This is a genomic window from Rhizobium sp. 05N49, assembly GCF_056396805.1.
Map to the genome: position 1 here is coordinate 152,166 of NZ_JBFTME010000007.1, position 26,029 is coordinate 178,194.

Genomic DNA, 26,029 nt, shown 5'->3' on the forward strand with positions numbered 1-26,029 from the left:
GGAACGGCCCCTCACGCCTCGCTGCCGCTATTGTACCATTCTGCCGGCGCAATAGCATCTGCCCGTAGAGGGACGATCAGTCGTGGAACGCCTCGACGAATTTGCGCTTGCCGAGCATGAAGGCGTCGGCGACATGGCGCAGGGGCGCCAGATCGACATCCGACTTGCCGGCCTTGATGAGTTCGGCAAAGCGGCGATAGAGCGACGGATATTCGGCCTCCGGGGCCGAGAACTTCAGCTCGCCGCCGACTGAGAGCTTCGAGCCGCCTTCCGAAAGAACCATCTGGCCTGCAGCCGTTTCGGCGATGATGTCCCAGCTCTGCTTGCCGGTCTGGCGCCAGTCGAATTCGGCGTGGACCGGAACGTAGTCGACATTGCGGAAATGCAGATCGGCCGCAATCGGCGAGTCGCGATTCTCAGGGAATTCCAGCGTGCCTCCGCTGAGGAACATCGCCTTCGGCAGGATATGCGTGACGATCGACAGTGCATTGATGCCGGGATCGAAAACGCCGAGGCCGCCGGCCTGCCAGATCCATTCCTGGTTCGGGTGCCAATGGCGCACGTCTTCCTTCCAGATGACGTGCATGCTCTTCATCTCGGTCGAGGCGAGGAACGATTTGGCGGCTTCGACGGCGGCTGCATAGCGAGAATGCCAGCTCGCAAACAGTGTTGCACCCTGCTTGTTCGCGAGGTCTTCCAGGTCTTCCACTTCGCTCAGTGTCGCGCCCGGCGGCTTTTCCAGAAAAACGTGTTTGCCGGCAGCGAGCGCCTTGTAGGCCGCTTCATAGCGATACTGCGGCGGCATGCAGAGCGAAACGGCATCGATCGACGGTTCGGCCGCCAGCATGTCGTCGATCGAGGTATAGGCGGTGACGCCGTCGACCGTGCCATGGCGGCTCGCCGTCGCCACCAGCTTGAAGTCGGCATTGGCGGCGATGGAGGGGAGGTGCTGGTCGCGGACGATCTTGCCGACGCCGACGATGGCGAGGTTGATGGCTGACATTGTAAAGCTCGCGTTCGGTGTTTCGCTAAAAGTATGACTTATTGCGCGCCGTTTTATCAGAAAGCGGTTCGCGGGCAAGCCTGGTCTTTAACAACAGACGACGCGATTTTTGGGGAATTGTCCAGCCCTTGACGGGCGCGATGGTTCTTGTGTCGCAGTCGGGTATCTCGAGACATTTATGGACTTTCGGGGTCCAAAACCTCATCCGAGCGCGCCTGGTCCTTCCCTTAAAAGAACGGCCGTGACGCAGACTTCGCAGCTGGGCGCACTCTGGAAGGCCGCCAGGAATGAGTGCTGACAGCCAGTGAATCTCCGGCAGCGCTTCAGCTCGCCATGGCTCCTTCATATTCAGCGGAGAGCTCCAGCCATTGCTCTTCGGCAGCAGCAAGCTTGGCGGCTGCTTCGCCCCGCTGCTTGGCCTTGTCGGCGGCCTTGGCGGGCGCCTTTTCATAGAGCGCTGGATCCGCAAGTTCCGCATCAAGTGCCTGAATCAGTTTCTCCAGCTTGCCCGTCAAGGATTCGATTTCGTTGATCTTTTTCTTGAGAGGGGCGAGCGAGGCGCGCTTGTCGGCATTCAGCTTGCGCTGATCGGCCTTCGATGCCTGGTCTTCAGACTGCTTCAGCTTTTCGTCGTCTTTTTTTTTGCCGGAAGCGACGATCAGGTCGCGATATTCATCCATATCGCCTTCGAAGCTCGTCACCGTACCATTGTTGACCAGCCACAGGCGATCGACCGTCGCTTCGATCAGGTGCCGGTCGTGCGAAATCAGGATAACGGCACCGTCATAATCGTTCAGCGCCTCGATCAGCGCGCGGCGGCTGTCGATGTCGAGATGGTTGGTCGGCTCGTCAAGGATCAAGAGGTTCGGTGCATGAAAGGCGGCAAGCCCCATCAGCAGGCGTGCCTTTTCGCCACCCGAGAGGTCTTTGGCGGCGGTCGCCATCTTTTCGGTCGCAAGCCCCATCTGTGCCACCCGGGAACGCACCTTGGCTTCCGGCTCGGTCGGCATCAGCCGGCGCACATGCTCGACGGGCGTCTCATTCGGCACGAGATCGTCGAGCTGATGCTGCGCGAAGAAACCGATCTTCAGGCTAGGTGCCAGGCGCAGATCGCCGCTTTCGGGAGCCAGCCGCCCCGAAATGAATTTCGCGAAGGTCGATTTGCCGTTGCCGTTCGAGCCGAGCAGCGCGATGCGGTCGTCATTGTCGATGCGCAGATTGAGCCCCTTGAGGATCGGCTTGCCTGGCTCGTAGCCGACGGCGCCGCCGCTGATTGCGACGATCGGCGAGGCTGGCTGTTTTTCCGGCTCCGGGAAGCTGATCGGCTGAATGTGATCCTCGATCACCGACGCGACCGTGCCCATGCGCTCCAGCGCCTTGACGCGCGATTGGGCCTGCTTGGCTTTGGAGGCTTTGGCCTTGAAGCGGTCGATGAAGCTCTGCAGATGCTTGCGCGCCGCATCGTTCTTCGCCTTGGCCTTCATCTGCAGTTCGTCGGCTTCCGCTTTCTGCCGCTCGAACTGGTCGTAATTGCCGCGATAGAAGGTGAGCTTCTTCTGATCGAGATGAACGATCGAATTGACCGCATTGTTGAGCAGATCGCGATCGTGGCTGATGATGATGACCGTGTGCGGATAGCGGCGGATATAATCCTCCAGCCACATCGTGCCTTCGAGGTCGAGGTAGTTGGTCGGCTCGTCGAGCAGCAGCAGGTCCGGCTCGGTAAAGAGCACGGAGGCGAGCGCCACGCGCATGCGCCAGCCGCCCGAGAAGGAGGATGCGGGCCGGGCCTGCGCTTCCTGATCGAAGCCGAGGCCCGAGAGGATGCTGGCGGCGCGCGCTTCCGCCGAATGGGCGTCGATATCGACGAGGCGCATCTGGATTTCGGCGATACGATGCGGATCGGTTGCGGTTTCCGCCTCGGCCAGCAGCGCAGCGCGCTCCTTGTCGGCAGAAAGCACGATCGTGATCAGCGAATCCTCAGTGCCCGGCGCTTCCTGCTTCACTTGGCCCATGCGCGCATTCTTGGGGATCGATATTGTCCCGCTCTCGGCTCCCAGATCACCTGATATGACGCGGAAGAGGGTGGATTTGCCGGCGCCGTTACGCCCCACGAGCCCGGCCTTCGTGCCTGATGGCAGCGAGACGCTGGCATGGTCGAGGAGCAAACGGCCGGCGATGCGGGCGGAAATGTCTGAAATCGTGATCATGCGCGCGGTTTTGGCCGAAAGCTGCCGCCAAGGCAAGATGGATCAGCGGCGTGTTCGCCACTGTCTGCCATGAATGGCGTCTGGTCGAACGCCTTACCGGCCGAAGGCCTGCACCGGCTGACGCGGATTGGACTGGGCGGCGAGCAGCGCCACGCGGGCGTTGGCTTGAAGCTGGCCGGGCGTTGCGGCATCGCCGCTGAGCGCCACGCCGACCGAAATCGTCAAACCGCTCGCATCTGAAGTGTCCGACGCCGCGAAGACAAGATTGTCTTCGACCGAACTGCGCAGCCGTTCGGCGATAGCCAGCGCATCCTGCATGCCGACATTGGCAAAGAGGACGGCGAATTCGTCAGCCTCCAGGCGCGCAATGAAATCGTTCTTCTTCACCGTCTTGCGGAAGAGGCCGGCAAGCTTTTTCAGAAGCTTGTTGCCGGTCTGCATGCCGTAACGGGCGGTCAGCTCCTTGAAGTCGTCGATGTCGATCATGATCAGCGCGCTGCCGGCCGCACCCTCTTCCTGACCATAGAGGTCGTCGAGTGCACGATTGAGGCCGATACGGTTCGGCAGGCCGGTGATCTTGTCGGTCACCGTTGCCGCCTGCACCGCCGAAATGCCGCGCTCCAGCGCCGTCAGCCGTTCAATGTCCTCTTCCAGCTTCGTGCCGATCGCGCGCTCCGCGGCAAGCACGGCTGAAAGCGAGGCGGCGAGATACTCGACCTCGGCCATGAAGTCGGAAAGGCTCTGGTGCTCCTGCTGGCCCGAGACGGATTTGAGGATGGTCTCGCAGGCGCGTGCGAAGGCCTGGTGATGCAGGCGTCCCTCGGCCAGCCGCTCGGCCGTTTCCTTCAGCATGCGGCTCGCTTCGTTGCGCGAGCGGTCGCCCGCCAGCCCGTAATGGCCGACGAGCCGGTAGCGCAGGCCGAGTTCGTCCAGTGCTTCCTGCTGTGGGTGTGAACCGAGGGCTGCGATATCCTGCGCCAGGCCGGCATTCAGGCCGACAAGCGCTTCGTGGAACAATTCGTAATTGCGCGGCAGGCCCGCCACGTTGAGCCGCATCATGTGCTGAGCGACCTTCTGGATATCGGCAGCCGGCGTCGGCCGGGCAGCCTCGCGCGCATTCAATGCATTTGCGGCAGTCGGCATGACGATCCCCTCATTGCCATCGGTTCGCTTGGGCCACCGGCTCATCTGCTTCCGCTATGAGGGCAAGCTTTTAAGAGACATTGAATTTTCAAGGTTCGTGGGGAGGGAAGCAGCAAAACCGGTTAATGCACCCTTGCTGCGTCCCGATCGGGAATGGCCCTGTCCGTATCAGCAGCGGCCGTGATGGCGCCATGAAAATTCCTGATTTGATCGCGCCGGCTTTCTGGCGTGGAATGAACCCGCTGCGATATCGAAAGGACTGATATGACCAGAGTTCTTTATTCCCTGTGCGGCGCCGACGAGCGTCATTTCTTCTCGCCGCATTGCTGGAAGGCGGTGATGGCGCTTGCCCACAAGGGCCTCGATTTCGAGGAAGTGCCGACGACCTACAGCCGCATTGCTGGTATCGGCGGCGGCTTTTCCAAGACCGTGCCGGTTCTGGACGATAACGGCCGGCTGATATCAGACAGTTTCGATATCGCCCTTTACCTGGAAGAGGCCTATCCGGACCGTCCGTCGCTGTTTGGTGGCGAGGGCGGCAAGGCCCTGTCGCGTTTGGTCGAGGGTTATTCGCAGATGATCATCCATCCGGCGATCATGCGGATCGCGCTCCTCGATATTCATTCCATTCTCGATGAGGGCGACAAGGCCTATTTCCGCGCCAGCCGCGAAAGCCGTCTCGGCAAGCCGCTGGAGGATTTCGCAGCCGGTCGTGACGCCGAGAGGGAGGCCTTTGCCGCCAAGCTGGAGCCGATGCGACATATGCTGCGCTTCCAGCCGTTCATCGGCGGCGAGAGTCCGCTCTTTGCCGACTATATCGTCTTCGGCGCGCTGCAATGGCTGCGCATCGCCGCCGGCCTTGCCATGCTGGCTCCGGATGACCCCGTTATGGCGTGGTTCGAGCGCTGCCTCGATCTTCACGAAAGCCGGGGCCGGACTGTGACAGCGGCGTGAAATTGCCATAGACCCCTTGTTTTCAGGCGGTGAGGCGGGTAAAGACCGCCCACTTTTCCCTTACGAGTATGAGGACCTGATAATGGCGATTGAACGCACCTTCTCGATGATCAAGCCGGACGCAACGAAGCGCAACCTGACGGGCGCTATCACCAAGATGCTCGAAGATGCCGGCCTGCGCGTCGTCGCCTCCAAGCGCGTCTGGATGAGCAAGCGCGAAGCTGAAGGCTTCTACGCTGTTCACAAGGAACGTCCGTTCTTCGGCGAACTCGTCGACGGCATGACCTCCGGCCCGACCATCGTTCAGGTTCTGGAAGGCGAAGGCGCCATCCTGAAGAACCGCGAAATCATGGGCGCAACCAACCCGGCAAACGCTGCCGAAGGCACGATCCGCAAGGTTCACGCTCTCTCGATCGGCGAAAACTCCGTCCACGGTTCGGACGCTCCGGAAACCGCAGCCCAGGAAATCAAGTACTGGTTTTCCGACACCGAGATCGTCGGCTGATTCAGCTACGGAGCATTCCTCGGGAATGCATTGAATTGACTGAGAAAAGCCGGGCTCGTCCCGGCTTTTTTGTTAAGCCGGACACTTGTCCGTATTCGAAAAATCCGTCGTTCCGTCCGGTTTGAAGACCTCCGGGTTCTTCTCGTAGCCGGCCCCGACCACCAGCGGCTTGCTCGGCAGCACCGTCTGGTCGAGATCGGATTTGAACTGCGCCTTCAACTCCTGCAGAAGCTTGCCATCCTTGTCGACCAGCTTGACGGTCACCGAATAGGGCCGGTCCTTGACCACGCAGTGCAGGTTTTCGCTCTGGACCGAAATCTTGTCGTCCATTGGGAAGACCTTCTGGTTCAACACAAGCGGCGTGCCCCCTTGAGGGTTCTCGAATTCGGCAACGATGGTCGAGCCGTCGGGAATGGGCGCCGTCTTCTTCATTGTCAGCAGATAGGTGGCGCTGGCGTTTCGATAGTTGAACACGAACAGATGACCCGTCACTTCCAGCATGGTCTCGGCCTGGCGCTGGCAGGCGGCAAGCATGATCCCCGCTGCTGCAAGTGTCGTGATGACTAAACGCCGCTTCATGGCGTCTCCTCCTTCTTTTTCCTCCGGTAATGCCTGATCGCCTTGGCGCGATTGCCGCAGACGGCCATATCGCACCAGGCCCGGCTTTTATTCTTGCTGCGGTCGATGAACAGCCAGCCGCAATTGCCGCAGATCTTCATCCGCTCCGGATCTGGCATGGCGATCAGCCGCAAGACCGAATGGGCCGTTGCCGTATCAAGCCCCTTTTCCGATGCCCCGCGCAGCGCGCGCGCCAAAGTTTCCAGCAATTCGGCGAGCAGCCGGTCGTCGTTCCCCTCGAGCACGCGCTGTCGGAAGTATCGGTCCGTCGCTTCGCGCAGCTCGATGAAGTTCGCTCTATTCTGCGCTCGAACGGGCCCTATGTCGCCGAAAAGTACCCGTTCGGCGCAGAACGCTCGCGCTGCCGCTGGGAAGCGCTCCATCTGCCCTTCGGCCTCGAAGCGGTCGATGCTGCGCGCCGTATCGTGACGAAGGATGACGCTGTTGGCGACATCAAGCGCCAATGCGCCACCGGAAAAACGGTGAGGGGTCCAGGAGAAGCTCATGAGAAAAATATAACTGGTAAAACACATTTTGCCAGTTATTATTTTAAGGCGATCTGGAGTGTCTGAATGGCCTATCTTCTGCAGCAACTGGCAAATGCGGTGCCGCTCGCAGCGCTCTACGCCACGCTTGCATTCGGCTATTCGATCGCCTTTGGGGTCACCAAACGCGCCGACATCACCTATGGGGCTATTATCGCCTTTGCCGGTCAGATGCTGCTGCTCTTCACGGACATGGCCTATAATCGCCTCTGGCTGGTGCTGCCGGCGGCGATCGCGGTCGGCGTCTGTGCCTCGCTGGTCTATTCAGTGGGGGCTGGGGTGTGGATCGGCCGTTTCGTCATGCAGCCGCTCGTCAGCAAATCGCCGAACACGGTCATCGTCGCAGCGCTCGGAATGATGATCGTGCTGATGGAGGCGGCGCGCCTTGCCGCCAATACCCGCGCCATCTGGCTTCCGCCGCTCCTGAACGACAACGTGACCTTCTGGAGCGACGGCACCTTCAAGGTGACGCTCACCTATATCCAGCTTCTGGATACGGCCTTGATGTGCGCAATCATTGCGATCGGGGCGGTAATCCTGAAGCGCACCGCCTGGGGCCGCCTGTGGCGCGCCGTCATAGATGATCCGCTTGCCGCCGAACTCTGCGGTACCAGCGCCAGCCGTGTCTTCCTTGTGTCCTATGGGGCCGCAGCGCTCGTCGCCACCTGCTGCGGCATCCTTGCGACCTTCTATTACGGATCGATGGATTTCGGCGCTGGGCTGATGTTCGGCCTCAAGGTGTTGCTGATCGCTGCTGTCGGTGGCTATTCCGATCCGCTGCGCTCGGCGGGCGGTGCGGCCGGCCTCGCACTCGTCGAGACGCTCTGGGGCGCCTACGGCTCCTTCATCTGGCGCGATCTCGCCATATTCTCGCTCTTGGTATTCCTGCTGGTATTGAGCCGCCGCGAGCGCGTCGTGCTTTGACTATTTCCAGCGATCGCGCGCGGTGTTGTCGGCATCTTTCGCCGCGATCCAGTCGCCGGTGTCGCCGTCCTTGCCGTGTTCTTTCTTCCAGAAAGGGGCGGAGGTCTTCAGGAAATCCATGACGAAGTTCGCGCCGTCGAAGGCGGCCTGCCGGTGCGGCGCCGCTGCGACGACCAGCACAATATTCTCGCCGGCCGCAATCTTTCCGAAGCGATGGATGGCGGTCAGGCCGTTGAGCCCGAAGCGCTCGATGGCGAGCTCGCCGATACGGCTCATCTCCGCTTCGGCCATGCCGGGATAATGTTCGAGTTCCAGCGCCGAGAGCGTGCCGCCTTCATCGCGGCAAAGACCGGAGAAGGTTACGACCGCGCCGATGCCGGGCTTGCCTTTGGAAAGCCGGTCGACTTCCGCCTGCAGATCAAAATCCTCGCGCTGGACGCGAATGGTTGGCGTGATGCTCACAGGAGACTCCTCAGCCCGAAGAACCGTCGTTCCTCAGCCGCCCGTCATCGGTGGGAAAATGCCGATTTCTTTTGCCCCCGTTATCGGCTCGTCATGCTCCACATGTTCCTGGTCGATCGCGACCCGAATCACATCAGGATATTGAAGGGCCATCTCATATTCCTCGCCCAGGCCCTTCAAATGATTCAGAAGATCGGCAACGCTGACGACGGAGGAGGGGAGGTCGATCTCCTCCTCACCCTTGCCGATGCGTTCGCGCACCCAGGCGAAATAGACAAGCCGTGTCATTCTTCGTCATCCACCACATGTTTCAGGCCGGCACGGAAATAATCATAGCCGGTATAGATCGTCAGAAGTGCTGCGATCCAGAGGAGCGCGATCCCCGTCCAGGTCGTGTAGGGGAAAATGGTATCGCCCGCCGGGCCCGCGAGCAGGAAGGCGATGGCGACGAGCTGCAGCGTCGTCTTCCACTTGGCAATGCGCGTCACAGGGACGCTGACCTTCAGCGCGGCCAGATATTCGCGCAGGCCCGAAACCAGGATCTCGCGGCAGAGAATGATGATCGCCGCCCAAAGCGACCAGCCGGCGATCGTGCCGTCGGCGGCAACCAGAAGCAGGATGGCGGAAACCAGCAGTTTGTCGGCAATCGGGTCCAGCATGCGGCCGATATTCGAGGTCTGGTTCCAGATTCGCGCGAGATAGCCGTCGAGGAAATCGGTGATCGAGGCGATGACGAAAATCCAGAGCGCCACCCAGCGCGCGGTATCGCTGCTGCTGAGCCGTCCCTCGATGAAGAAGCAGACGACGATCAGCGGCACCGCCAGGATGCGGCCGTAGGTCAGGAGATTGGGGATATTATACGCACGCGATGCCATGAAGCGGTTCTCTTTGATATTGCGGCGGTAGATGACGGCTTTGCCCTTCGACCGTCAACATTCTTTCTGTTTTTTCGCTGCCTTTGCGTGGAATTTGCGACCGGCGCCGCTTATTTCGCGGCGTCGTCGTGAAAATGATTATAGACCTGCTTTGCGACGGCCTCCGAAATCCCTTCCACCGCCATGAGATCGGAGAGCGCGGCTCGCGACACGGCTTTCGCCGTGCCGAAGTGCTGCAACAGGGCCCGCTTGCGCGAAGGCCCGATGCCGCCGATCTCGTCGAGCGGGTTCTTAACCATCTCCTTCTTGCGCCGGGCCCGATGCGAGCCGATCGCGAAACGGTGCGCCTCGTCGCGCATGCGCTGGATGAAATAGAGAACAGGATCGCGCGGCGGCAGCGTGAAACTTCCCTTGCCGGGTGCAAAGAAACGTTCACGGCCGGCCTCGCGGTCCACGCCCTTGGCGACGCCGATGGCAATCACGCTGTCGGTTATGCCGAGTTCTTCCAGGATGGCACGTACCGCGGTCATCTGTCCCTGGCCGCCGTCGATGAGGATCACGTCCGGCCAGGCGGGGAAGGGCATGTCGGCCGCATCTGCGGCTGAGACCTGCGCGCTCCTGTCCGGAATGCCCTCTTCCTTCAGCAGGCGCGAGAAGCGCCGCGTCATCACCTCGCGCATCATGCCGAAGTCGTCGCCGGGGGTGATCTCGGTCGATTTGATGTTGAATTTGCGATACTGGTTCTTCACGAAACCTTCCGGCCCGGCGACCACCATGCCGCCGACCGCATTCGTGCCCATGATATGCGAGTTATCGTAGATCTCGACGCGCTGCGGCACATAGGGCAGGCCGAACGTGTCCTTGAAACCTTCCAGCAGCCGGGATTGTGAGGCGGTTTCAGCAAGCTTGCGCCCATGCGCCTCGCGGGCATTGGCGATAACATGCTCGACGAGATCGCGCTTCTCGCCGCGCTGCGGGACGAGGATCGAAACCTTGTGTCCGGCTTTTTCACCGAGTGCGGCCGCCAGCAGTTCCAGTTCTTCCACCGTCTCCGACAGCATGATTTGCCGCGGCACCGGCTTGTCGTCGTAGAACTGCGCGAGGAAGGCGTTCAGCACCTCGGCGCCTGACAGTTGCGGATCGGCCTTCGGGAAATAGGCGCGGTTGCCCCAGTTCTGCCCGGTGCGGAAGAAGAACACCTGGATGCAGGAAATCCCGCCCTCGTGATGGATGGCGAAAACATCAGCCTCTTCGACGCCGGCCGGATTGATGCCCTGGTGGCTCTGCACATGCGAGAGCGCCGCGAGGCGGTCGCGGTAGATCGCGGCGCGTTCGAAATCGAGATCTTCGGCGGCGGCGTTCATCGCCTCCGCCATGTGCTCCTTCACCTTCTGGCTCTTGCCGGAGAGGAAGTCCTTGGCCTCCTGCACCAGCTCCGCATAGCCCTCGTCGCTCACCTCATGCGTACAAGGCCCGGAACAGCGCTTGATCTGATAGAGCAGGCAGGGCCGGGTGCGCGTCTCGAAGACGCTGTCGGTACAGGTGCGGATCAGGAAGGCGCGCTGCAGCGAATTGATCGTGCGGCCAACGGCACCGGCCGAGGCGAAGGGACCGAAATAGTCCCCCTTCCGGGCACGCGCACCGCGATGCTTGAAGATGGCGGGGGCGCGATGATCGCCTGTTATCAGGATATAGGGAAACGACTTGTCGTCGCGCAGCAGCACGTTAAAGCGCGGCCGCAAGCGCTTGATCAGATTCGCTTCGAGCAGCAGCGCCTCGGTCTCCGTCCGCGTCGTGACGAATTCCATGTTGGCGGTCTGGCGCACCATCTGGGCGATGCGGTTGGAGTGCACGCGACCCATCGCATAGTTGCCGACGCGCTTCTTCAGGCTGCGGGCCTTGCCCACATAGAGCACATCGCCCGCCTCGTTGAACATGCGGTAGACGCCGGGGCTGTTTGGCAGGCGCTTGACGAATTCGGCGATCAAATCGGCGCCGAGCAGGCCGGTTTCGTTGATGCTGCCGGCATTCCAGTCGACCGACGCCGAAATCGGCGAGGCAGAGGCATCGCCTTCTACCTCGATGATATCGTCGTCGTTATCATCGGTCTCGTCGTAAAGAACACCGCCATCCGGCAGCTTCTTGGCATTCATTCCTTGATCTCCAGCACATCAGGCGTTTGCCAGGCGAGATGCTGGCCGCCGTCGAGTGCAATCATCTGACCCGTGATCGAAGGGGTCTCGAACAGAAAACGAATCGTTCGGCCGAATTCCTTGAGCTCAGGTCCCCGCTTCAAGATAAGGGCTGAAACCTGTGCTTGGAAGTCTTCCTGCAATTGCCGCTCGCTCGGCATCGATGGACCGGGACCGATCGCGTTGACGCGGATGCGTGGCGCCAGCGCCTGCGCCATCGTCTGGGTCGCCGTCCACAGCGCCGATTTCGACAGAGTATAGGAGTAGAAGCTCGGCCGCAGTGCCCAGACGCGCTGGTCGATAATGTTGACGATCAGCCCCTCGGCCGCTTCCGGCAGCTGTTCGGCGAATTTAGCGGCCAGTATCGAAGGCGCGCGAACATGGACGGCAAAATGCTCGTCCCATACTCGTGCGTCGAATTTGCGGAGCGAATCCTCGAGGAAAATCGATGCGTTATTAACGAGAAGATCGAGCGGCCCGAGCGCCTCGCACGCCTTTCCGACAAGCTCCTCGGTCTCGTCAATATTGGCAAGATCTGCCTTGATCGCAACCGCCTGATGGCCCTTCTGCCGCAATTCCGCCGCAAAGCTCACGGCTTCGGCGAGCGAGCCGTTGGCATGGATTGCGACCGAAAATCCATCAGCAACAAGGTCTTCGGCAATCGCCCGGCCTATTCTTTTGGCGGCACCCGTCACAAGCGCCGCGCGAAGTCTTTTCTGGGTCAAGATGCTGCCTTCTGATCCTGCGAGTCCGTTTGCTGACTATATAAGGGCAGGCCTAGATTATATAAATAGGCCGAAAGCATTGCCTCTGCTGGCCGGATATTCTATGTATTATTTGCGGGATCGATTTATTAAAATGAGTATTGTAAGTTTAACTCATTATTATCCTTAATAAACGGTATGTTGCAGGCAAGCAACATCGAATTTCTGCCGCCGCGGGGCCACAATGATATCACAATTTGGCTCTTTCAAATCCGCATTTGCACTCCAATTTCACTCTCGAACCGGAAGGGACATTTAGTAATCCCCCGTGAATGCTTCGCCGAATTTGAGTTGACGGGCGCGCGGGACTGAAAGGAGACAAGTATGCGTATACTCTTTGCTGGCCTCATGGCTTCCGCTCTCGCCGTTGGCGGTTTCTCGGTAGCCCACGCAGCTGATGCCGTGGATCAGGTTCCGCAGGCCCCGGTTGCTGAGGAGACCCCGGCTCCGGTCAACAACTGGCAGGGCTTCTACCTCGGTGGCGCAGCGACCTACAACATGGGCAGCTTCGGTCACGACCGTGACACCTACGATTGGGGCGGCCAGCTCTTCACCGGTTACAACTTCCAGCAGGGCCAGATCGTTTACGGTGCTGAAGCCGATCTCGGTTACGGCGATGCGGACGTCACCACCGACGGCATCAAGAACAAGACCGGCTGGAACGGCTCCGTTCGCGGTCGCGTCGGTTACGACCTGAACCCCTTCCTGCTCTATGGTACGGCAGGTCTGGCGCTCGCCAACACCAAGGTTTCAGACGGTACGTCTTCAGACAGCAAGACTGCCTACGGCTATACGGTCGGTGCCGGTGTCGAAGCCTTCGTGACCAACAACATCACGACGCGTCTCGAATACCGCTACACCGACTACCAGGACAAGGACTACAATCTCGACTCCGGCAGCGTTTCGCGCGGCTTCGACGAAAACAGCGTCAAGGTCGGTATCGGCGTCAAGTTCTGATCCCGATTGCATCGAATATGAAAAAAGCCGGGCTTCGTGCCCGGCTTTTTTGTTGTCTGCGTCAACCTCGGATTCTAGTGCTTTAGCAAATCTCTAGGTCTGCGGCTTCAATTGCTCGTAGCCGTCGAACTTCTTTTCGAATTCTCGCAGCCAGCCGATCAGCTCGGCATGGTCTTCCTCCCACTGGCCCTTGAAGCGCAGGTCGAGGTAGCCGATCGTGGCGGCGAGCGCGAAATGCCCGCCATGCATTTTCTTGCCGAGCTTCGGCGTATTGGCGGCCAGATAGTTCAGTGCGGTCTCGACCTTCTTCCACTGCCGGTCGATCCAGGGCTGATGCATCTTTTCTTCGTCGCGGAAGCGGCGTTCGTAGACGATCGCCAGCAGGCAGTCGCAGACGCCGTCGCAGAGCGCTTCCAGCACTTCGGCATCCGTGCGCTTGCCCTTTTTGGAAGGATAGAGCGCCCCCTTCTTGAGCCGGTCGAAATAATGCATGATGGCGATGCTGTCGAAGATGGAAACACCGTCATCCGTCAGTAGCGTCGGGATCTTGCCGAGCGGGTTGTTGTCCACGAGGATCGCCGGTCCCGCATTCGTATCGACCCGGATTTCCGTAGTCTCCAGGCCGAGATGGCGCGAAGCCATGCGCACCTTGCTGGAGAAAGGGGAAGTCGGGGAGCAGAGAAGCTTCATGGGGCACCTTTTGGATATGCTGATGGCGCCGGACTATTCCCGAGCGACGAGAGTCGGTCAATCGGCCTCGGCGGGCTTGGTCTCGCCGCGCAGCCAGAAAGCTCTTTGCGAGGCGAAACGGTCCTGCGCCAGATGGTCCTTTAGCGCCGGTAGCAATTGGTGCAGCTCGTCCTTCAGCGTGAAGGGCGGATTGACGATGACGAGGCCGGAGCCCGTCAGCCCCGTCGTCTCCCGGTCGCTGCGCACGGCAAGCTCGGCGCAGAGCATCTTCGGGATTTCGGTCGCCTGCAGCGCCTCGTGAAATTCCTTGATCGGTGCGCCCTTCTTCAGTGGATACCAGAGGCAATAGGTGCCACCCGGAAAACGCCGGTAGGCCTTGGCAAGACCATCCACCAGGCGCTCGTATTCGCCGTCTTCCTCGAAGGGCGGATCGACGAGCACGATGCCGCGCTTTTCCTTGGGCGGCAGATGCGCGCCGAGCGCCAGCCAGCCGTCGAGCTCGGTGATGCGCGCATGATGGTCGCCTTCGAAGACGCGATGCAGGCGAACAAAATCCTCAGGGTGCAGTTCCATTGCCGAAAGCCGGTCCTGCGGGCGGAAGAGCATGCGGGCCAGTTTGGGCGAGCCGGGATAGAAGCGCAGGCCGCCCTGCGGGTTCAGCTCGCGGATGGCGGTGAGATAGGGCTCCAGCAATTCGGAGACCTGTGGTCCGAGATCGGTCTCGAGCAGTTTGCCGATACCATCTTGCCATTCCCCGGTCTTCTGCGCTTCCTCGGAAGAAAGATCGTAGAGGCCGATGCCGGCATGCGTGTCGAGTACGCGGAAACCCGCATCCTTCTTCTGCATGTAGCGGACGAGCCGAGCCAGCACCGCATGCTTCAGGACATCGGCGAAATTGCCTGCATGATAGATGTGGCGATAGTTCATTTTCGCTGATGCCTGTTATGAATTCGGATGATTGGGAGTTTTTGTGCCTTTTGGGCGGTCGAGCCTTGGCATATAGAAATCGCATGAACATTGCGACCCCCATCCATGCCAAATCCCGGATCGGCCATACGGCCTGTCCGCATGACTGTCCCTCCACCTGCGCACTGGAAGTGGATCTGACGGAAGACGGCCGTATCGGTCGTGTCCGGGGCGCGAACGATCATTCCTACACGTCGGGCGTCATCTGCGCCAAGGTCGCCCGTTATGCCGAGCGGCTCTATCATCCGGACCGTCTCATGCACCCGCTGCGCCGCACCGGCGCCAAGGGGGCAGGGCAGTGGCAGCAGATTTCCTGGGACGATGCGCTGGACGAGATTGCCGAAGCCTTCGTGAAGGCCGAGGTCAAGAATGGCAGTGAGGCCATCTGGCCTTATTTCTACGCCGGCACCATGGGTTGGGTGCAGCGCGACTCGATCGAGCGCCTGCGCCATGCCAAGCGTTATTCCGGCTTCTTCTCCTCGATCTGCACCAATCCCGCCTGGACCGGCTTTACCATGGCGACCGGCATGCTGCGCGGCCCCGATCCGCGCGAGATGGCTCGCACTGATTGCGTCGTCATCTGGGGCACCAATGCTGTTGCCACCCAGGTCAATGTGATGACCCACGCGATCAAGTCGCGCAAGGAGCGCGGCGCGAAGATCGTCGTCATCGACATCTACGACAATCCGACGATGAAGCAGGCTGACATGGCGCTCATCGTCAAGCCGGGCACCGATGCGGCCCTTGCCTGCGCCGTCATGCACATCGCCTTCCGCGACGGTTATGCCGACCGTGACTACATGGCTGGATATGCCGACGATCCCTCGGGTCTCGAAGCGCATCTGAAGACAAAGACGCCGGGATGGGCGGCCGCAATAACCGGTCTTTCGGTCGATGAGATCGAAGCCTTCGCCAAGCTCGTCGGCACCACGAGGAAGACCTTCTTCCGCCTCGGCTATGGCTTCACGCGCCAGCGTAATGGTGCGGTCGCCATGCACGCGGCAGCCTCGATCGCCACCGTGCTCGGCTCCTGGCAATATGAGGGCGGCGGCGCCTTCCATTCCAACAGCGATATCTTTCGCATGAACAATGCGGAACTGACCGGCAAGTCGATGAAGGATGCCGACATCCGCATGATCGACCAGTCACAGATCGGCCGGGCGCTGACCGGCGATGCCGTGGCGTTGCGCGATCGCGGCCCTGTTACGGCCATGCTGATCCAGAACACCAATCCGGTGAATATCGCCCCGGAACAGCGGCTGGTGAAACAAGGCTTTGCGCGCGACGATCTCTTCGTTGCCGTGCACGAGCAGTTCATGACCGAGACGGCCGAAATGGCCGATATCGTCATTCCCGCCACCATGTTCGTCGAGCACGACGATATCTATCGCGCCGGCGGCCAGAACCACATTCTGCTTGGGCCCAAGCTCGTCGAGCCGCCATCGACCGTGCGCACCAATCTCTTCGTCATCGAGGAACTGGCAAAACGCCTTGGCGTCGCCGATCGCCCCGGCTTCGGCTTCACCGCCCGCGAAATGGTCGATCGCGTTCTGGCCGCCAGCAACCTGCCGGACTACGACCATTTCCTCGAGCACAAATGGTTCGACCGCCAGCCGGCTTTCGAGGACGCTCATTATCTCAATGGTTTCGCCCATGCCGACGGCAAGTTCCACTTCCGCCCGGATTGGGTGAACGGCGCCTCACCGAACAAGCCGCCCGCTTCCGTCGGTGCGCTCGGCCCTTATGCCGAACTGCCGCCGTTCCCGGATCAGGTCGACGTCATCGAGCTTGCTGACGCCGAGCATCCCTTCCGCCTGGCGACATCGCCGGCGCGCAATTTCCTGAATTCGAGCTTCTCGGAAACCAAGACCTCGCGCCAGAAGGAAGGCCGCCCGGAAGTGATGATCAACCCTGTCGATGCCGAGGCGAACGATGTCGGAAATGGTGACCTCGTCCGCATTGGCAATATGCGCGGTGAGCTGCGCATCCACGCCCGCGTAACGACCGAGGTCAAGCCGGGTGTTTTGATCGCCGAGGGCCTCTGGCCCAACAAGGCGCATGTCGATGGCGAAGGCATCAACGTTCTCACCGGCGCCGATCCCGTGGCGCCCTATGGCGGCGCTGCCGTCCATGACAACAAGGTCTGGCTTCGCAAGGACGTCATATGACGCAATCTAAGGCAAAAGTGGAAATCGTCGGCAAGGAAATCCTGTCCGACGGCTGGACGACGCTGACCGGCTATCGGATCGACTATACAGATCGAAATGGCGTGACCCATCGCCTGCCGCGCGAGGTTTATCACCGCACGCCCGCCGCCTGTATCCTGCTTTATGATCCGAAGCGCGATGTCGTCGTGCTGGTGAAGCAGTTCCGCCTGCCGGCCTATGTAAACGGCGATCCCGCCTGGATGATCGAAGTGCCGGCCGGCCTGCTGGACGGCGATGAACCCGAGGCCGCGATCCGCCGCGAAGCGATGGAGGAAACAGGATATACGGTCCGCGACGTCCGCTTCCTCTTCAAATCCTATCCGGCGCCAGGCTCCATTACCGAAGTCGTCCATTTCTTTGCCGCGACGATCGATATCGACGATCGCACATCCGATGGTGGTGGTCTCGAGGAAGAGCACGAGGACATCGAGGTACTGGAAATTCCGCTGCCGGAAGCTCTTGCGATGATCGAAAGGGGAGAGATCATCGATCTCAAGACGATCACGCTGCTGCAATGGGTCTTGTTGAACAAGGGCGAAGTTCGGTAGCGGGAAAGCTGATCGATATCCGATCCGTCGATTTTGCCCGGGGCGGATCGAGATAATCCGCGACGAGGTCAGTTTTCCCCGCGAACGCGCATCATTTGCCGAAAGGCGCGCCGTCTTAGCGCAGGTATCGCGTTTATGGTGCGCATGACGCCGCGTGTGACGCCGAGCTGAAGTCTGCCGACAATTGGCCGATGGGCCGGATCGCGGGCATCCATCTGCTTTTTCGATTCCTGGACTGCTTCCTTACTGTAGCGAAGCATCTCGATTTCGTAGGCTCGTATGGCTTCGAGGAGGGGCTTTCGGCCCTGGTCCGCTTCGACCAGCATGCGTCCGAGCAGAGCGGCATCGCGAAGCGCCGTATTGGCACCTGCGCCACGTCCCGGTGTCATCGTATGCACGGCGTCGCCGAGCATAGTGACATTCGAGCTCGTCCAGGGCGTCGGTGGTACGGAAGTCCTCATCTTGACATCGTGGATCGTCGCGGGTTCCGTCATGCGGATGAGCGCCTGCATGTGCGGATGCCAGTCCCGGGCGATCTCCAGGCCAAGCTCTCGCAATTGTTCGCCGCTCAGCCCGGCCGGATCCTGCGGGAAGTTCTGCCGAGCGCCCCATAAGCCCCAGCCGATACTATCCTCGTCGAGCGTCTCGACGAAATCCGGCCACCGGGCAGCAAAATCAGGGTCGCTTCTGCTGTGGGCGAACTCGAGCGAATGAATGATGGCGCCAAAGCCCATCGGCGCCATAATCAGCGACATGCCGTTGAACATTTTGTCTGACAGCAGAGCCTTCGTTTCGGCCGTCATTGGAATTTTGCCCCCGAGCGAGACGATCCCCGTGTCTTCGAGGCGCGCTTCCGGCAGACGTTGCTTGCGCAAAGTCGAACTCGTGCCGTCCGCACCCACAAGGACATCACCTGTCGCGAGGCTTCCATCCTGAAAACGAGCGGTAACCGATCCGTCGGCATTATTTGTGTAAGCTTCAAACGTCTTCCCGAAGAATACCTCTGCTTCAAGCCCCCTGAGCAGAACCCGTCGCAGCGTCTTTCGAATGACGTTCCGTTCGCCATCCAGAGCATTCGGGCCCGCATCTTCGATATCAAAGCTCAGCACTTCGCCGAACTGTTCGGTCAGCATGTTGAAATAGCGCGGCGACCTGGCGCAGGTAGCGACATAGAGGTCGTAGAGTTCGTCGGGGACACAGGCTTTCAGCGCTCGGCTTCCAGCCGGGCTGATGCCGACGCGATATCCGCCGGTGTCGGCGTTCGGCGCGAGGTCGCGCTCGTACACCGCAACGCTGATGCCAGCCCCCTTGAGCAGATGAGCGAGCGCCAGACCGCCAGTCCCGGCGCCGATAATCAAAACCTTCATGGTCCTAGTCCTGGTCGAGTTTAGGGTCGATGGTGAATTGGGTGGCGATCTGCCTCAGCCACTCTTCCGTCCAGGTGATGCGCTGGGCGCGCAGGTCCGCGAGAACGCTGGTGACCCAGGACAATTCGGTTGCGTGAAGCGCTCGGAGATATTCCATCTCGAGCAAGAAGAGCCTTGGAACGGTCYGCGCTTCGTGCAGAGTTTCGTCGATCCGGCGAAGCTCCGCCTCAATGGCTTTTGCTCTGAGCTCAAGCTGGCTTGCCACATCGTCAGGCGAAAGCAGCGGAAGAAAGGATATAGCTGCGGGGAATTCCGGATATTCCCGCGTCGGGGTCGACAAGATCGCCCGCATCCAGTCCACCGCGACGTCGCGGCCTTTCCTGGTTATCTCGTACACCGTCCGCTCGGGACGCTTGTCATCCCGGATTGTTTTGCGTGGGGTGATCAAGGCTTCGCGCTCAAGCCGCTGGATCGTCTGATAAAGGCTCGCCCTCTGCGTGACATTGATTACCTCGTCCTTGCCGCGCTCCTTGATGAGTTGCTGCATTCGGTAAGGATGCAGCGGCTCTTCCATGAGCATTGCAAGGACGGCGAGGGCGATTGGAGAGCGTTTGATCGATGTCATAGTCATAATATTACTAGTAAGATTATGACTAGTCAACGCGGCATTTCAGAACTGCCGGCGCCTCGGCAAATGCCGGGCCGCATCCGTGACCATGGATGAGTGAGCGAGGCATGCGACCATTTCCAACGTCTTGTCCAACGAAGTGGTGGGCAAGGTCGGCGGGTCGAGAACGGTCACGCTGTCAAAAATGGCGGAAGGTCGTCTTCGCGTCCGTGGCGATGGCCACGTCGAACGCCGCCAGTCCTGCTGGCTTTATGGATAGCGGCAGGATTGCCAGCCGCCTTGCACCCGCCTCAGGCTCTTGCCGCCTGAAGGCAGGTATTCCCATTTTTCGCCGGACCTCGGAATGCCCGAGGACGCAGACCTCTCGGCGCTTTTGCGGGAATTGCTTCAGTCGCCGATCAACGAAATAAGCTGGGATTTCGGAGCGGTGGCGGAAGCTGTTGCCCCAACCGCTTTGCCGCCTTCCATCTTCACCTTGCCCTCCGCAAAGAGACGGAGAGCCTGCGGATAAAGCTGGTGTTCGATGGTCAGCACGCGTCCCGCCAACGCTTCGGCAGTGTCGCCCGCAAGCACAGGCACGGCGGCCTGGCCGATGACCGGTCCCTCATCCATGCCTTCGGTAACGAAATGCACCGTGCAGCCGGCAATGCGCATGCCGGCATCAATCGCTCGCTGATGCGTATGCAGTCCCGGAAAGAGCGGCAGAAGAGAAGGATGGATATTGATGATCCGGCCTTCATGGCGCTGGATGAACGCGCCCGAAAGCAGCCGCATATAGCCGGCAAGGCAGATGATGTCAGGCGAAAGCTCGTCAAGTGCGGCAAGGATCGCCGCCTCGTGCGCGTCCTTGCTCGCATAGTCCTTGCGCACGAAGGCAAAGGTCGCAATGCCCTCGGCGGCCGCCTTGGCAAGCCCGCCGGCATCGGCCTTGTCGGAGATCACGCCGACGATCTCTGCCGGATAGTCCGTCGATTTTGCCGCCTGCACCAAGGCCATCATGTTGGAGCCGCCGCCGGAAATAAAGACGACGATGCGTTTGCGCGGTGAGCTCATAGGGCGAGCGTACCCTTGTAGATCGTGCCGGCTTCACCTTCCGCCCTGGCGACCATGCGGCCGAGCGTGATCACCTTCTCGCCTTCGGCTTCGAGCACCTTGGAAACGGCGGCAACATTCTCCGCGGCGACGACGACGATCATGCCGATGCCGCAATTGAAGGTGCGCAGCATTTCCTTGGCTTCGACGCCGCCCGTCCGGGCAAGCCACGAGAAGACCGGCGGCACCTTGACGGCGGCGAGGTCGATCTCGGCAGCGAGATGCTTCGGCAGCACACGCGGAATATTTTCGGGGAAACCGCCGCCGGTAATATGGGCAAGCGCCTTCAGCGCGCCAGTCTCGCGGATCGTCTTCAGGAGCGGTTTCACATAGATACGTGTTGGCGTCAGCAGCGCCTCGCCGAGCTTCTTGCCCTCGGCAAAGGGTGCCGGCGCATCCCAGTCGAGGCCGGAAAGCGAAACGATCTTGCGCACCAGCGAGAAGCCGTTGGAATGGACGCCCGATGAGGAGAGGCCAAGAATGACGTCGCCTTCGGCAATATCGCCCGCCGGCAGCAGCTTGCCGCGTTCGGCGGCGCCAACGGCAAATCCGGCCAGATCATAATCGCCCGAGGAATACATGCCCGGCATTTCGGCCGTTTCGCCGCCGATCAGCGCGCAGCCCGCCTCGCGGCAGCCGGCGGCGATACCACCGACGATCGCCGCACCCTGGTCGGGGTCGAGCTTGCCGGTCGCGAAATAGTCGAGAAAGAAGAGGGGCTCGGCACCCTGGACGACGAGATCGTTGACGCACATGGCGACGAGGTCGATGCCGACGGTTTCGTGATAGTCCGCGTCGATCGCGATCTTCAGCTTGGTGCCGACGCCGTCATTGGCGGCAACCAGGACCGGATCGGTGAAACCTGCGGCCTTGAGATCGAACAGGCCGCCAAAGCCGCCGATCTCGCCGTCGGCGCCCGGACGGCGCGTGGAGCGCACGGCCGGCTTGATCTTCTCCACCATCAGGTTACCGGCATCGATGTCGACGCCTGCATCGCTATAGGTCAGACCGTTTTTTCCAGACTGGCTCATGGTGATCTCCGGAGGATTTAAAGCTGCGGACAGGGGACCGCGTCACATGCCGGTCGCAATTGCATGAGAGTGCGCTTTATGCAAGCGTTGCAAGGGAAAAGCCCCCATTTTCCAGCTAATCCCTGTGCGCTTTCCGGATTTGGTGCAACAGGGTTGACCATCTTTGCGCCTCCATCCTATGTGCTCAAACGGCTGGGGCCGTTGGAAAGCGGTGCGGGCGGGGCGTGCAATCAGCGGGGAAGCGATGCCACAACAAGTTAGCGGAACGATACTGAAGCGCCAGATCATCTTCTGGGTGGCGGTTCTGCTCATCTTCATCGCCTTCCTCTATATTTTCAGTTCGATCCTGTTGCCCTTCATTGCCGGCATGTCGATCGCCTATTTCCTCGATCCTGTCGCAGACAGGCTGGAGCGGCTGGGCTTGAGCCGCCTGATGGCGACCATTGTTATTCTGGTGGCCTTCGTCATCGTCTTCGCGCTGGCACTGGTGATCCTGATCCCCGTCCTCATCAACCAGTTCAACGATTTTGCCCAGCGCGTGCCGGGCTATATCAGCCAGCTGCAGCAATTCATCGCCAACTATCAGGATTCCGTGCTGCCTGGCTGGATCAGAAGCCAGCTCGGGACCATCAAGGACAATTTATCCGGTATCCTTTCGGAAGGCATGGGCTTTCTGACGGGTCTCTTCGCGCAGATCTGGAATTCCGGCAAGGCGATCGTCGATGTCATCTCGCTTCTCGTCGTCACGCCGGTCGTCGCCTTCTACATTCTGCTCGATTGGGATCGCATGATCGCCAAGGTCGATCAGTGGGTGCCGCGCGACTATGTGAGCGACGTGCGCCAGATCGCCACGGAAGTGGATCAGGCGATTGCCGGCTTCATCCGCGGGCAGGGCTCGCTCTGCCTCATCCTGGGCATCTACTACGCCCTGGGCCTCTCGATTGTCGGCCTGAACTTCGGCCTGCTCATCGGGCTTTTCGCCGGCATGATCAGCTTCATTCCCTATGTCGGGTCGCTGGTTGGCCTAGTCATTGCCATTGGCGTGGCGATCGTCCAGTTCTGGCCTGATTATATCTGGATTATCGCCGTTCTGGCGGTCTTCTTCTCCGGCCAGTTCCTGGAAGGCAATATCCTGCAGCCGAAGCTCGTCGGCTCCAGTGTCGGCCTGCATCCCGTCTGGCTGATGTTTGCGCTCTTTGCCTTCGGTGCACTGTTCGGTTTCGTCGGCCTGCTGGTCGCAGTGCCGGCCGCTGCCGCCGTCGGCGTCCTTGTCCGCTTTGCGCTTTCGCGCTACCTTCAAAGCGATCTCTACTATGGCGGGTCGCCGGGCGGCCGGGCCCGGAAGACGAAATCTGTTTCCGATGAATGACGTGAAGAACGCTGATCCGAAGCGCAAGGCCGGAGAGCAGCTTCCCTTGGCCTTTTCGCATGACGCCGCCGCCGGGCGCGACGACCTCCTTGTCTCGGAGCGTCTCGCGGCCGCCGTTTCGATCGTCGATGCCTGGCCGAACTGGCCGTCACCGGTCGTCATCCTTGCCGGTCCGGTCGGTTCCGGCAAATCGCATCTCGCCGGCATCTGGAAGGAGCTGAGCGGAGCGAAGATCATCCACCCCAACGTTGATTCCGATGCCGCGATCACGGCCGTCAATGGCCCCGTGCTTTTTGAGGATGCCGACCGCGCGGGCTTTGATGACGTCAAGCTCTTTCACGTCATCAACAGCGTGCGGGAAAACGGCACCAGCCTTTTGATGACCAGCCGCCTCTGGCCCATGTCCTGGCCGGTCACGCTGCCCGATCTGCGTTCCCGCCTGAAGGCCGCGACGGTCGTGGAGATCGGCGAGCCGGACGAGGAACTGCTGTCCCAGGTCATCGTCAAGCTCTTTGCCGACAGGCAGCTTTATATAGATGACAAACTCGTCCTTTATATCGTCAATCGCATGGAGCGGTCGCTCAACGCCGCCCAGACGATTGTCGAAAGGCTCGATCGGCTGGCGCTTTCCAGAGGCACGGGCATTACCCGTTCGCTTGCCGCTGAAGTATTGAATGAATTGGGCAATTCCGGCTCGGGCGATTGACTGTCACAGTTCCGTCGTGAAACTGATATATTCGCCGAAGCGGATAAGAGCAGGGTGAGTGGACCATGGATAGTGCATATCAGGAACATCAGGAATCCACCCCGAACAACAGCACAGACCTGCCGCCGCTGGAGCAGCTGCTGTCGAGCCCCGAGCGCTTCATCAACCGCGAATTCTCCTGGCTGCAGTTCAACCGTCGTGTCCTCGAGGAGACGCTGAACACCGAGCATCCGTTGTTGGAACGCGTGCGCTTCCTGTCGATCTCGGCCGCCAACCTCGACGAATTCTTTATGGTGCGCGTCGCCGGCCTCGAAGGCCAGGTACGGCAGAGCATCGTCGTCAAGAGCCCCGATGGCCGCACACCCGCCGAACAGCTCGATTCGATCCTGAGCGAGATCGATCATCTGCAGATGGAGCAGCAGGCCTCGCTCGCCGTCCTGCAGCAGTACCTCGCCAAGGAAGACATCCTGATCGTGCGTCCGGGTGCGCTGAGCGACGCCGATCGCCAATGGTTGGCAAACGAGTTCGAGCAGGCGATCTTCCCGGTTCTGACGCCGCTGTCGATCGATCCGGCTCATCCGTTCCCGTTCATTCCGAACCTCGGGTTCTCGATCGGCCTGCAGCTCGTCAGCCGCAGCGGCCGCGAGCCGATGACGGCGTTGCTGCGCCTCCCGCCGGCTCTCGACCGTTTCGTCCGCCTGCCCGACGATCGCAACACGATCCGCTACATCACCCTGGAAGACGTCGCCAACATCTTCATTCACCGGCTCTATCCCGGCTACGAGGTGCAGGGCTCGGGTACATTCCGCGTCATCCGAGACAGCGATATCGAAGTCGAGGAAGAAGCCGAGGATCTCGTGCGCTTCTTCGAAACCGCGCTGAAGCGCCGCCGCCGCGGCAAGGTCATCCGCATCGAGACGGATTCCGAGATGCCGGCCTCGCTGCGCCAGTTCGTCGTCCAGGCACTCAGTATTCCCGAGAATCGCGTTGCCGTTCTGCCGGGCCTGCTGGCGCTCAACACGCTCTCCGAAATCACCAAGGCGCCGCGCGACGACCTGCGCTTTCCGCCCTACAATGCGCGATTTCCCGAACGTGTCCGTGAACACGCCGGTGATTGCTTCGCCGCCATCCGAGAAAAGGACATGGTGGTTCACCACCCATATGAATCTTTCGACGTGGTGGTCCAATTCCTTATCCAGGCTGCGCATGATCCTGACGTTCTGGCGATAAAGCAGACGCTCTACCGTACATCCAATGATAGCCCGATCGTTCGCGCCCTGGTCGACGCCGCCGAAGCCGGCAAGTCGGTGACGGCGCTGGTCGAACTCAAGGCCCGCTTCGACGAAGAGGCCAATATCCGCTGGGCGCGCGACCTTGAGCGCGCCGGCGTGCAGGTCGTCTTCGGTTTCATCGAGCTCAAGACCCATGCCAAGATGTCGCTCGTCGTTCGCCGCGAGGAAGGCAAGCTGCGCACCTACTGCCATCTCGGCACCGGCAACTACCATCCGATCACGGCGAAGATCTATACGGACCTCTCCTTCTTCACCTGCAACCCCGTCATCGCCCACGACATGGCGAATATCTTCAACTTCATCACCGGATACGGTGAGCCGGAAGAGGGGATGCAGCTCGCCGTTTCGCCTTATACGCTGCGTCCGCGCATCATTCGCCACATCAACGAAGAGATCGAGCATGCCCGCGCCGGCCGCCCGGCAGCGATCTGGATGAAGATGAATTCGTTGGTCGACCCCGATATCATCGACGCGCTCTATACGGCGAGCCGCGCTGGCGTCGAGATCGATCTCGTCGTGCGCGGCATCTGCTGCCTGCGTCCGCAGGTGCCAGGCCTTTCCGACAATATCCGGGTCAAATCGATCGTCGGACGTTTCCTGGAACACAGCCGCATCTTCTGCTTCGGCAATGGTTACGGCCTGCCATCCGACAAGGCGCTTGTCTATATCGGTTCGGCCGACATGATGCCGAGAAACCTCGATCGCCGCGTCGAAACGATGGTTCCGCTGACAAATCCGACCGTTCACGAGCAGGTTTTGTCACAGATTATGCTCGGCAACGTGATTGACAATCAACAAAGCTACGAGATATTGCCCGACGGTACGTCACGGCGCATGGAAGTGCGCAAGGGCGAGGAACCGTTCAATGCGCAGCAGTATTTCATGACCAATCCCAGCCTGTCGGGCCGCGGTGAAGCTCTGAAATCGAGTGCGCCGAAGCTGATCGCCGGTCTGCTTGCCGGCCGGAACAACAAGTAAACT

The 26,029-nt window shown here is 60.5% G+C and carries 25 protein-coding genes; 9 read left to right on the forward strand and 16 right to left on the reverse strand.

The genetic code is table 11. The features are described from left to right. Positions 1-76: 76 nt before the first annotated feature. From AC1DF8_RS16185 to AC1DF8_RS16195, 3 genes are all read right to left on the reverse strand, one after another. Positions 77-1,003, reverse strand: a complete 927-nt coding sequence (locus AC1DF8_RS16185) for a Gfo/Idh/MocA family protein (protein ID WP_112544705.1) — start codon at positions 1,001-1,003, stop codon at positions 77-79. 323 nt (positions 1,004-1,326) lie between these two features. After that, complete coding sequence (locus AC1DF8_RS16190) at positions 1,327-3,213, reverse strand: ABC-F family ATP-binding cassette domain-containing protein (protein WP_478154164.1); 1,887 nt, start codon at positions 3,211-3,213, stop codon at positions 1,327-1,329. Between the two features lie 93 nt (positions 3,214-3,306). Continuing rightward, entirely contained in the window at positions 3,307-4,356 is a 1,050-nt protein-coding gene (locus AC1DF8_RS16195) for a GGDEF domain-containing protein (RefSeq protein ID WP_478154165.1), read from the reverse strand. A gap of 264 nt (positions 4,357-4,620) precedes the next feature. Here AC1DF8_RS16195 and AC1DF8_RS16200 point away from each other — a divergent pair, with 264 nt between their 5' ends. Then, positions 4,621-5,310 (forward strand): glutathione S-transferase family protein, encoded by a 690-nt coding sequence (locus AC1DF8_RS16200; protein ID WP_112968002.1) that lies wholly within the window; start codon positions 4,621-4,623, stop codon positions 5,308-5,310. A gap of 82 nt (positions 5,311-5,392) precedes the next feature. After that, entirely contained in the window at positions 5,393-5,815 is a 423-nt protein-coding gene (ndk, locus tag AC1DF8_RS16205; RefSeq protein WP_018115524.1) for a nucleoside-diphosphate kinase, read from the forward strand. A gap of 72 nt (positions 5,816-5,887) precedes the next feature. On the opposite strand, the gene AC1DF8_RS16210 is transcribed toward ndk, so the two are convergent. Then, positions 5,888-6,394, reverse strand: a complete 507-nt coding sequence (locus tag AC1DF8_RS16210; RefSeq protein ID WP_113013951.1) for a hypothetical protein — start codon at positions 6,392-6,394, stop codon at positions 5,888-5,890. Then, positions 6,391-6,939, reverse strand: coding sequence for a CGNR zinc finger domain-containing protein (locus tag AC1DF8_RS16215; RefSeq protein ID WP_478154166.1), 549 nt, complete (start codon positions 6,937-6,939; stop codon positions 6,391-6,393). The genes AC1DF8_RS16210 and AC1DF8_RS16215 overlap by 4 nt, the downstream gene beginning before the upstream one ends. A gap of 66 nt (positions 6,940-7,005) precedes the next feature. On the opposite strand from AC1DF8_RS16215, the gene AC1DF8_RS16220 reads away from it, so the two are divergent. Then, positions 7,006-7,902: a branched-chain amino acid ABC transporter permease gene (locus AC1DF8_RS16220; RefSeq protein WP_478154167.1), complete on the forward strand. Its 897-nt coding sequence runs from the start codon at positions 7,006-7,008 to the stop codon at positions 7,900-7,902. On the opposite strand, the gene AC1DF8_RS16225 is transcribed toward AC1DF8_RS16220, so the two are convergent. From AC1DF8_RS16225 to AC1DF8_RS16245, 5 genes are all read right to left on the reverse strand, one after another. Then, positions 7,903-8,364 (reverse strand): molybdenum cofactor biosynthesis protein MoaE, encoded by a 462-nt coding sequence (locus tag AC1DF8_RS16225; protein ID WP_112544698.1) that lies wholly within the window; start codon positions 8,362-8,364, stop codon positions 7,903-7,905. Positions 8,365-8,397: 33 nt separating this feature from the next. Then, positions 8,398-8,652, reverse strand: a complete 255-nt coding sequence (gene moaD / locus AC1DF8_RS16230; protein WP_112544697.1) for a molybdopterin converting factor subunit 1 — start codon at positions 8,650-8,652, stop codon at positions 8,398-8,400. Beyond that, positions 8,649-9,239, reverse strand: a complete 591-nt coding sequence (gene pgsA, locus AC1DF8_RS16235; RefSeq protein ID WP_112544696.1) for a CDP-diacylglycerol--glycerol-3-phosphate 3-phosphatidyltransferase — start codon at positions 9,237-9,239, stop codon at positions 8,649-8,651. Before pgsA ends, moaD begins: the two co-directional genes overlap by 4 nt. A gap of 110 nt (positions 9,240-9,349) precedes the next feature. Then, on the reverse strand, positions 9,350-11,392 hold the full coding sequence (gene uvrC / locus AC1DF8_RS16240) for an excinuclease ABC subunit UvrC (protein WP_478154168.1): 2,043 nt from the start codon (positions 11,390-11,392) through the stop codon (positions 9,350-9,352). Continuing rightward, positions 11,389-12,156, reverse strand: coding sequence for an SDR family oxidoreductase (locus AC1DF8_RS16245; RefSeq protein WP_478154169.1), 768 nt, complete (start codon positions 12,154-12,156; stop codon positions 11,389-11,391). The genes uvrC and AC1DF8_RS16245 overlap by 4 nt, the downstream gene beginning before the upstream one ends. Before the next feature lie 363 nt (positions 12,157-12,519). Between AC1DF8_RS16245 and AC1DF8_RS16250 the strand changes: the two genes are divergently transcribed. Next, complete coding sequence (locus AC1DF8_RS16250; protein WP_018114166.1) at positions 12,520-13,152, forward strand: outer membrane protein; 633 nt, start codon at positions 12,520-12,522, stop codon at positions 13,150-13,152. A gap of 93 nt (positions 13,153-13,245) precedes the next feature. On the opposite strand, the gene AC1DF8_RS16255 is transcribed toward AC1DF8_RS16250, so the two are convergent. Both AC1DF8_RS16255 and AC1DF8_RS16260 read right to left on the reverse strand, forming a co-directional pair. Next, on the reverse strand, positions 13,246-13,842 hold the full coding sequence (locus AC1DF8_RS16255) for a glutathione S-transferase (protein WP_112968009.1): 597 nt from the start codon (positions 13,840-13,842) through the stop codon (positions 13,246-13,248). A gap of 57 nt (positions 13,843-13,899) precedes the next feature. After that, on the reverse strand, positions 13,900-14,769 hold the full coding sequence (locus tag AC1DF8_RS16260; protein ID WP_478154170.1) for a 23S rRNA (adenine(2030)-N(6))-methyltransferase RlmJ: 870 nt from the start codon (positions 14,767-14,769) through the stop codon (positions 13,900-13,902). 17 nt (positions 14,770-14,786) lie between these two features. On the opposite strand from AC1DF8_RS16260, the gene AC1DF8_RS16265 reads away from it, so the two are divergent. Then, positions 14,787-16,976 (forward strand): molybdopterin oxidoreductase family protein, encoded by a 2,190-nt coding sequence (locus tag AC1DF8_RS16265; protein WP_478154171.1) that lies wholly within the window; start codon positions 14,787-14,789, stop codon positions 16,974-16,976. After that, positions 16,973-17,563: an NUDIX domain-containing protein gene (locus AC1DF8_RS16270; RefSeq protein WP_478154172.1), complete on the forward strand. Its 591-nt coding sequence runs from the start codon at positions 16,973-16,975 to the stop codon at positions 17,561-17,563. The genes AC1DF8_RS16265 and AC1DF8_RS16270 overlap by 4 nt, the downstream gene beginning before the upstream one ends. A 68-nt stretch (positions 17,564-17,631) precedes the next feature. Here the strand turns inward: AC1DF8_RS16270 and AC1DF8_RS16275 are convergent, their stop codons facing one another. The 4 genes from AC1DF8_RS16275 to purM form a co-directional block, all read right to left on the reverse strand. Beyond that, on the reverse strand, positions 17,632-18,930 hold the full coding sequence (locus AC1DF8_RS16275; RefSeq protein ID WP_478154173.1) for an FAD-dependent oxidoreductase: 1,299 nt from the start codon (positions 18,928-18,930) through the stop codon (positions 17,632-17,634). Between the two features lie 4 nt (positions 18,931-18,934). Further along, on the reverse strand, positions 18,935-19,555 hold the full coding sequence (locus tag AC1DF8_RS16280) for a PadR family transcriptional regulator (protein ID WP_478154174.1): 621 nt from the start codon (positions 19,553-19,555) through the stop codon (positions 18,935-18,937). 390 nt (positions 19,556-19,945) lie between these two features. Continuing rightward, entirely contained in the window at positions 19,946-20,611 is a 666-nt protein-coding gene (gene purN, locus AC1DF8_RS16285) for a phosphoribosylglycinamide formyltransferase (RefSeq protein ID WP_112968014.1), read from the reverse strand. Beyond that, a complete protein-coding gene (purM, locus tag AC1DF8_RS16290; protein ID WP_478154175.1) occupies positions 20,608-21,681 on the reverse strand; it encodes a phosphoribosylformylglycinamidine cyclo-ligase in 1,074 nt (357 codons plus the stop codon). Before purM ends, purN begins: the two co-directional genes overlap by 4 nt. 244 nt (positions 21,682-21,925) lie before the next feature. Here purM and AC1DF8_RS16295 point away from each other — a divergent pair, with 244 nt between their 5' ends. The 3 genes from AC1DF8_RS16295 (at position 21,926) to AC1DF8_RS16305 (ending at position 26,026) form a co-directional block, all read left to right on the forward strand. Next, positions 21,926-23,050: an AI-2E family transporter gene (locus AC1DF8_RS16295; protein WP_113146175.1), complete on the forward strand. Its 1,125-nt coding sequence runs from the start codon at positions 21,926-21,928 to the stop codon at positions 23,048-23,050. After that, positions 23,043-23,756, forward strand: a complete 714-nt coding sequence (gene hdaA / locus AC1DF8_RS16300; protein WP_478154176.1) for a DnaA regulatory inactivator HdaA — start codon at positions 23,043-23,045, stop codon at positions 23,754-23,756. The genes AC1DF8_RS16295 and hdaA overlap by 8 nt, the downstream gene beginning before the upstream one ends. Before the next feature lie 65 nt (positions 23,757-23,821). After that, a complete protein-coding gene (locus AC1DF8_RS16305; RefSeq protein ID WP_112544684.1) occupies positions 23,822-26,026 on the forward strand; it encodes an RNA degradosome polyphosphate kinase in 2,205 nt (734 codons plus the stop codon). The last annotated feature ends 3 nt before the right edge of the window (positions 26,027-26,029 follow it).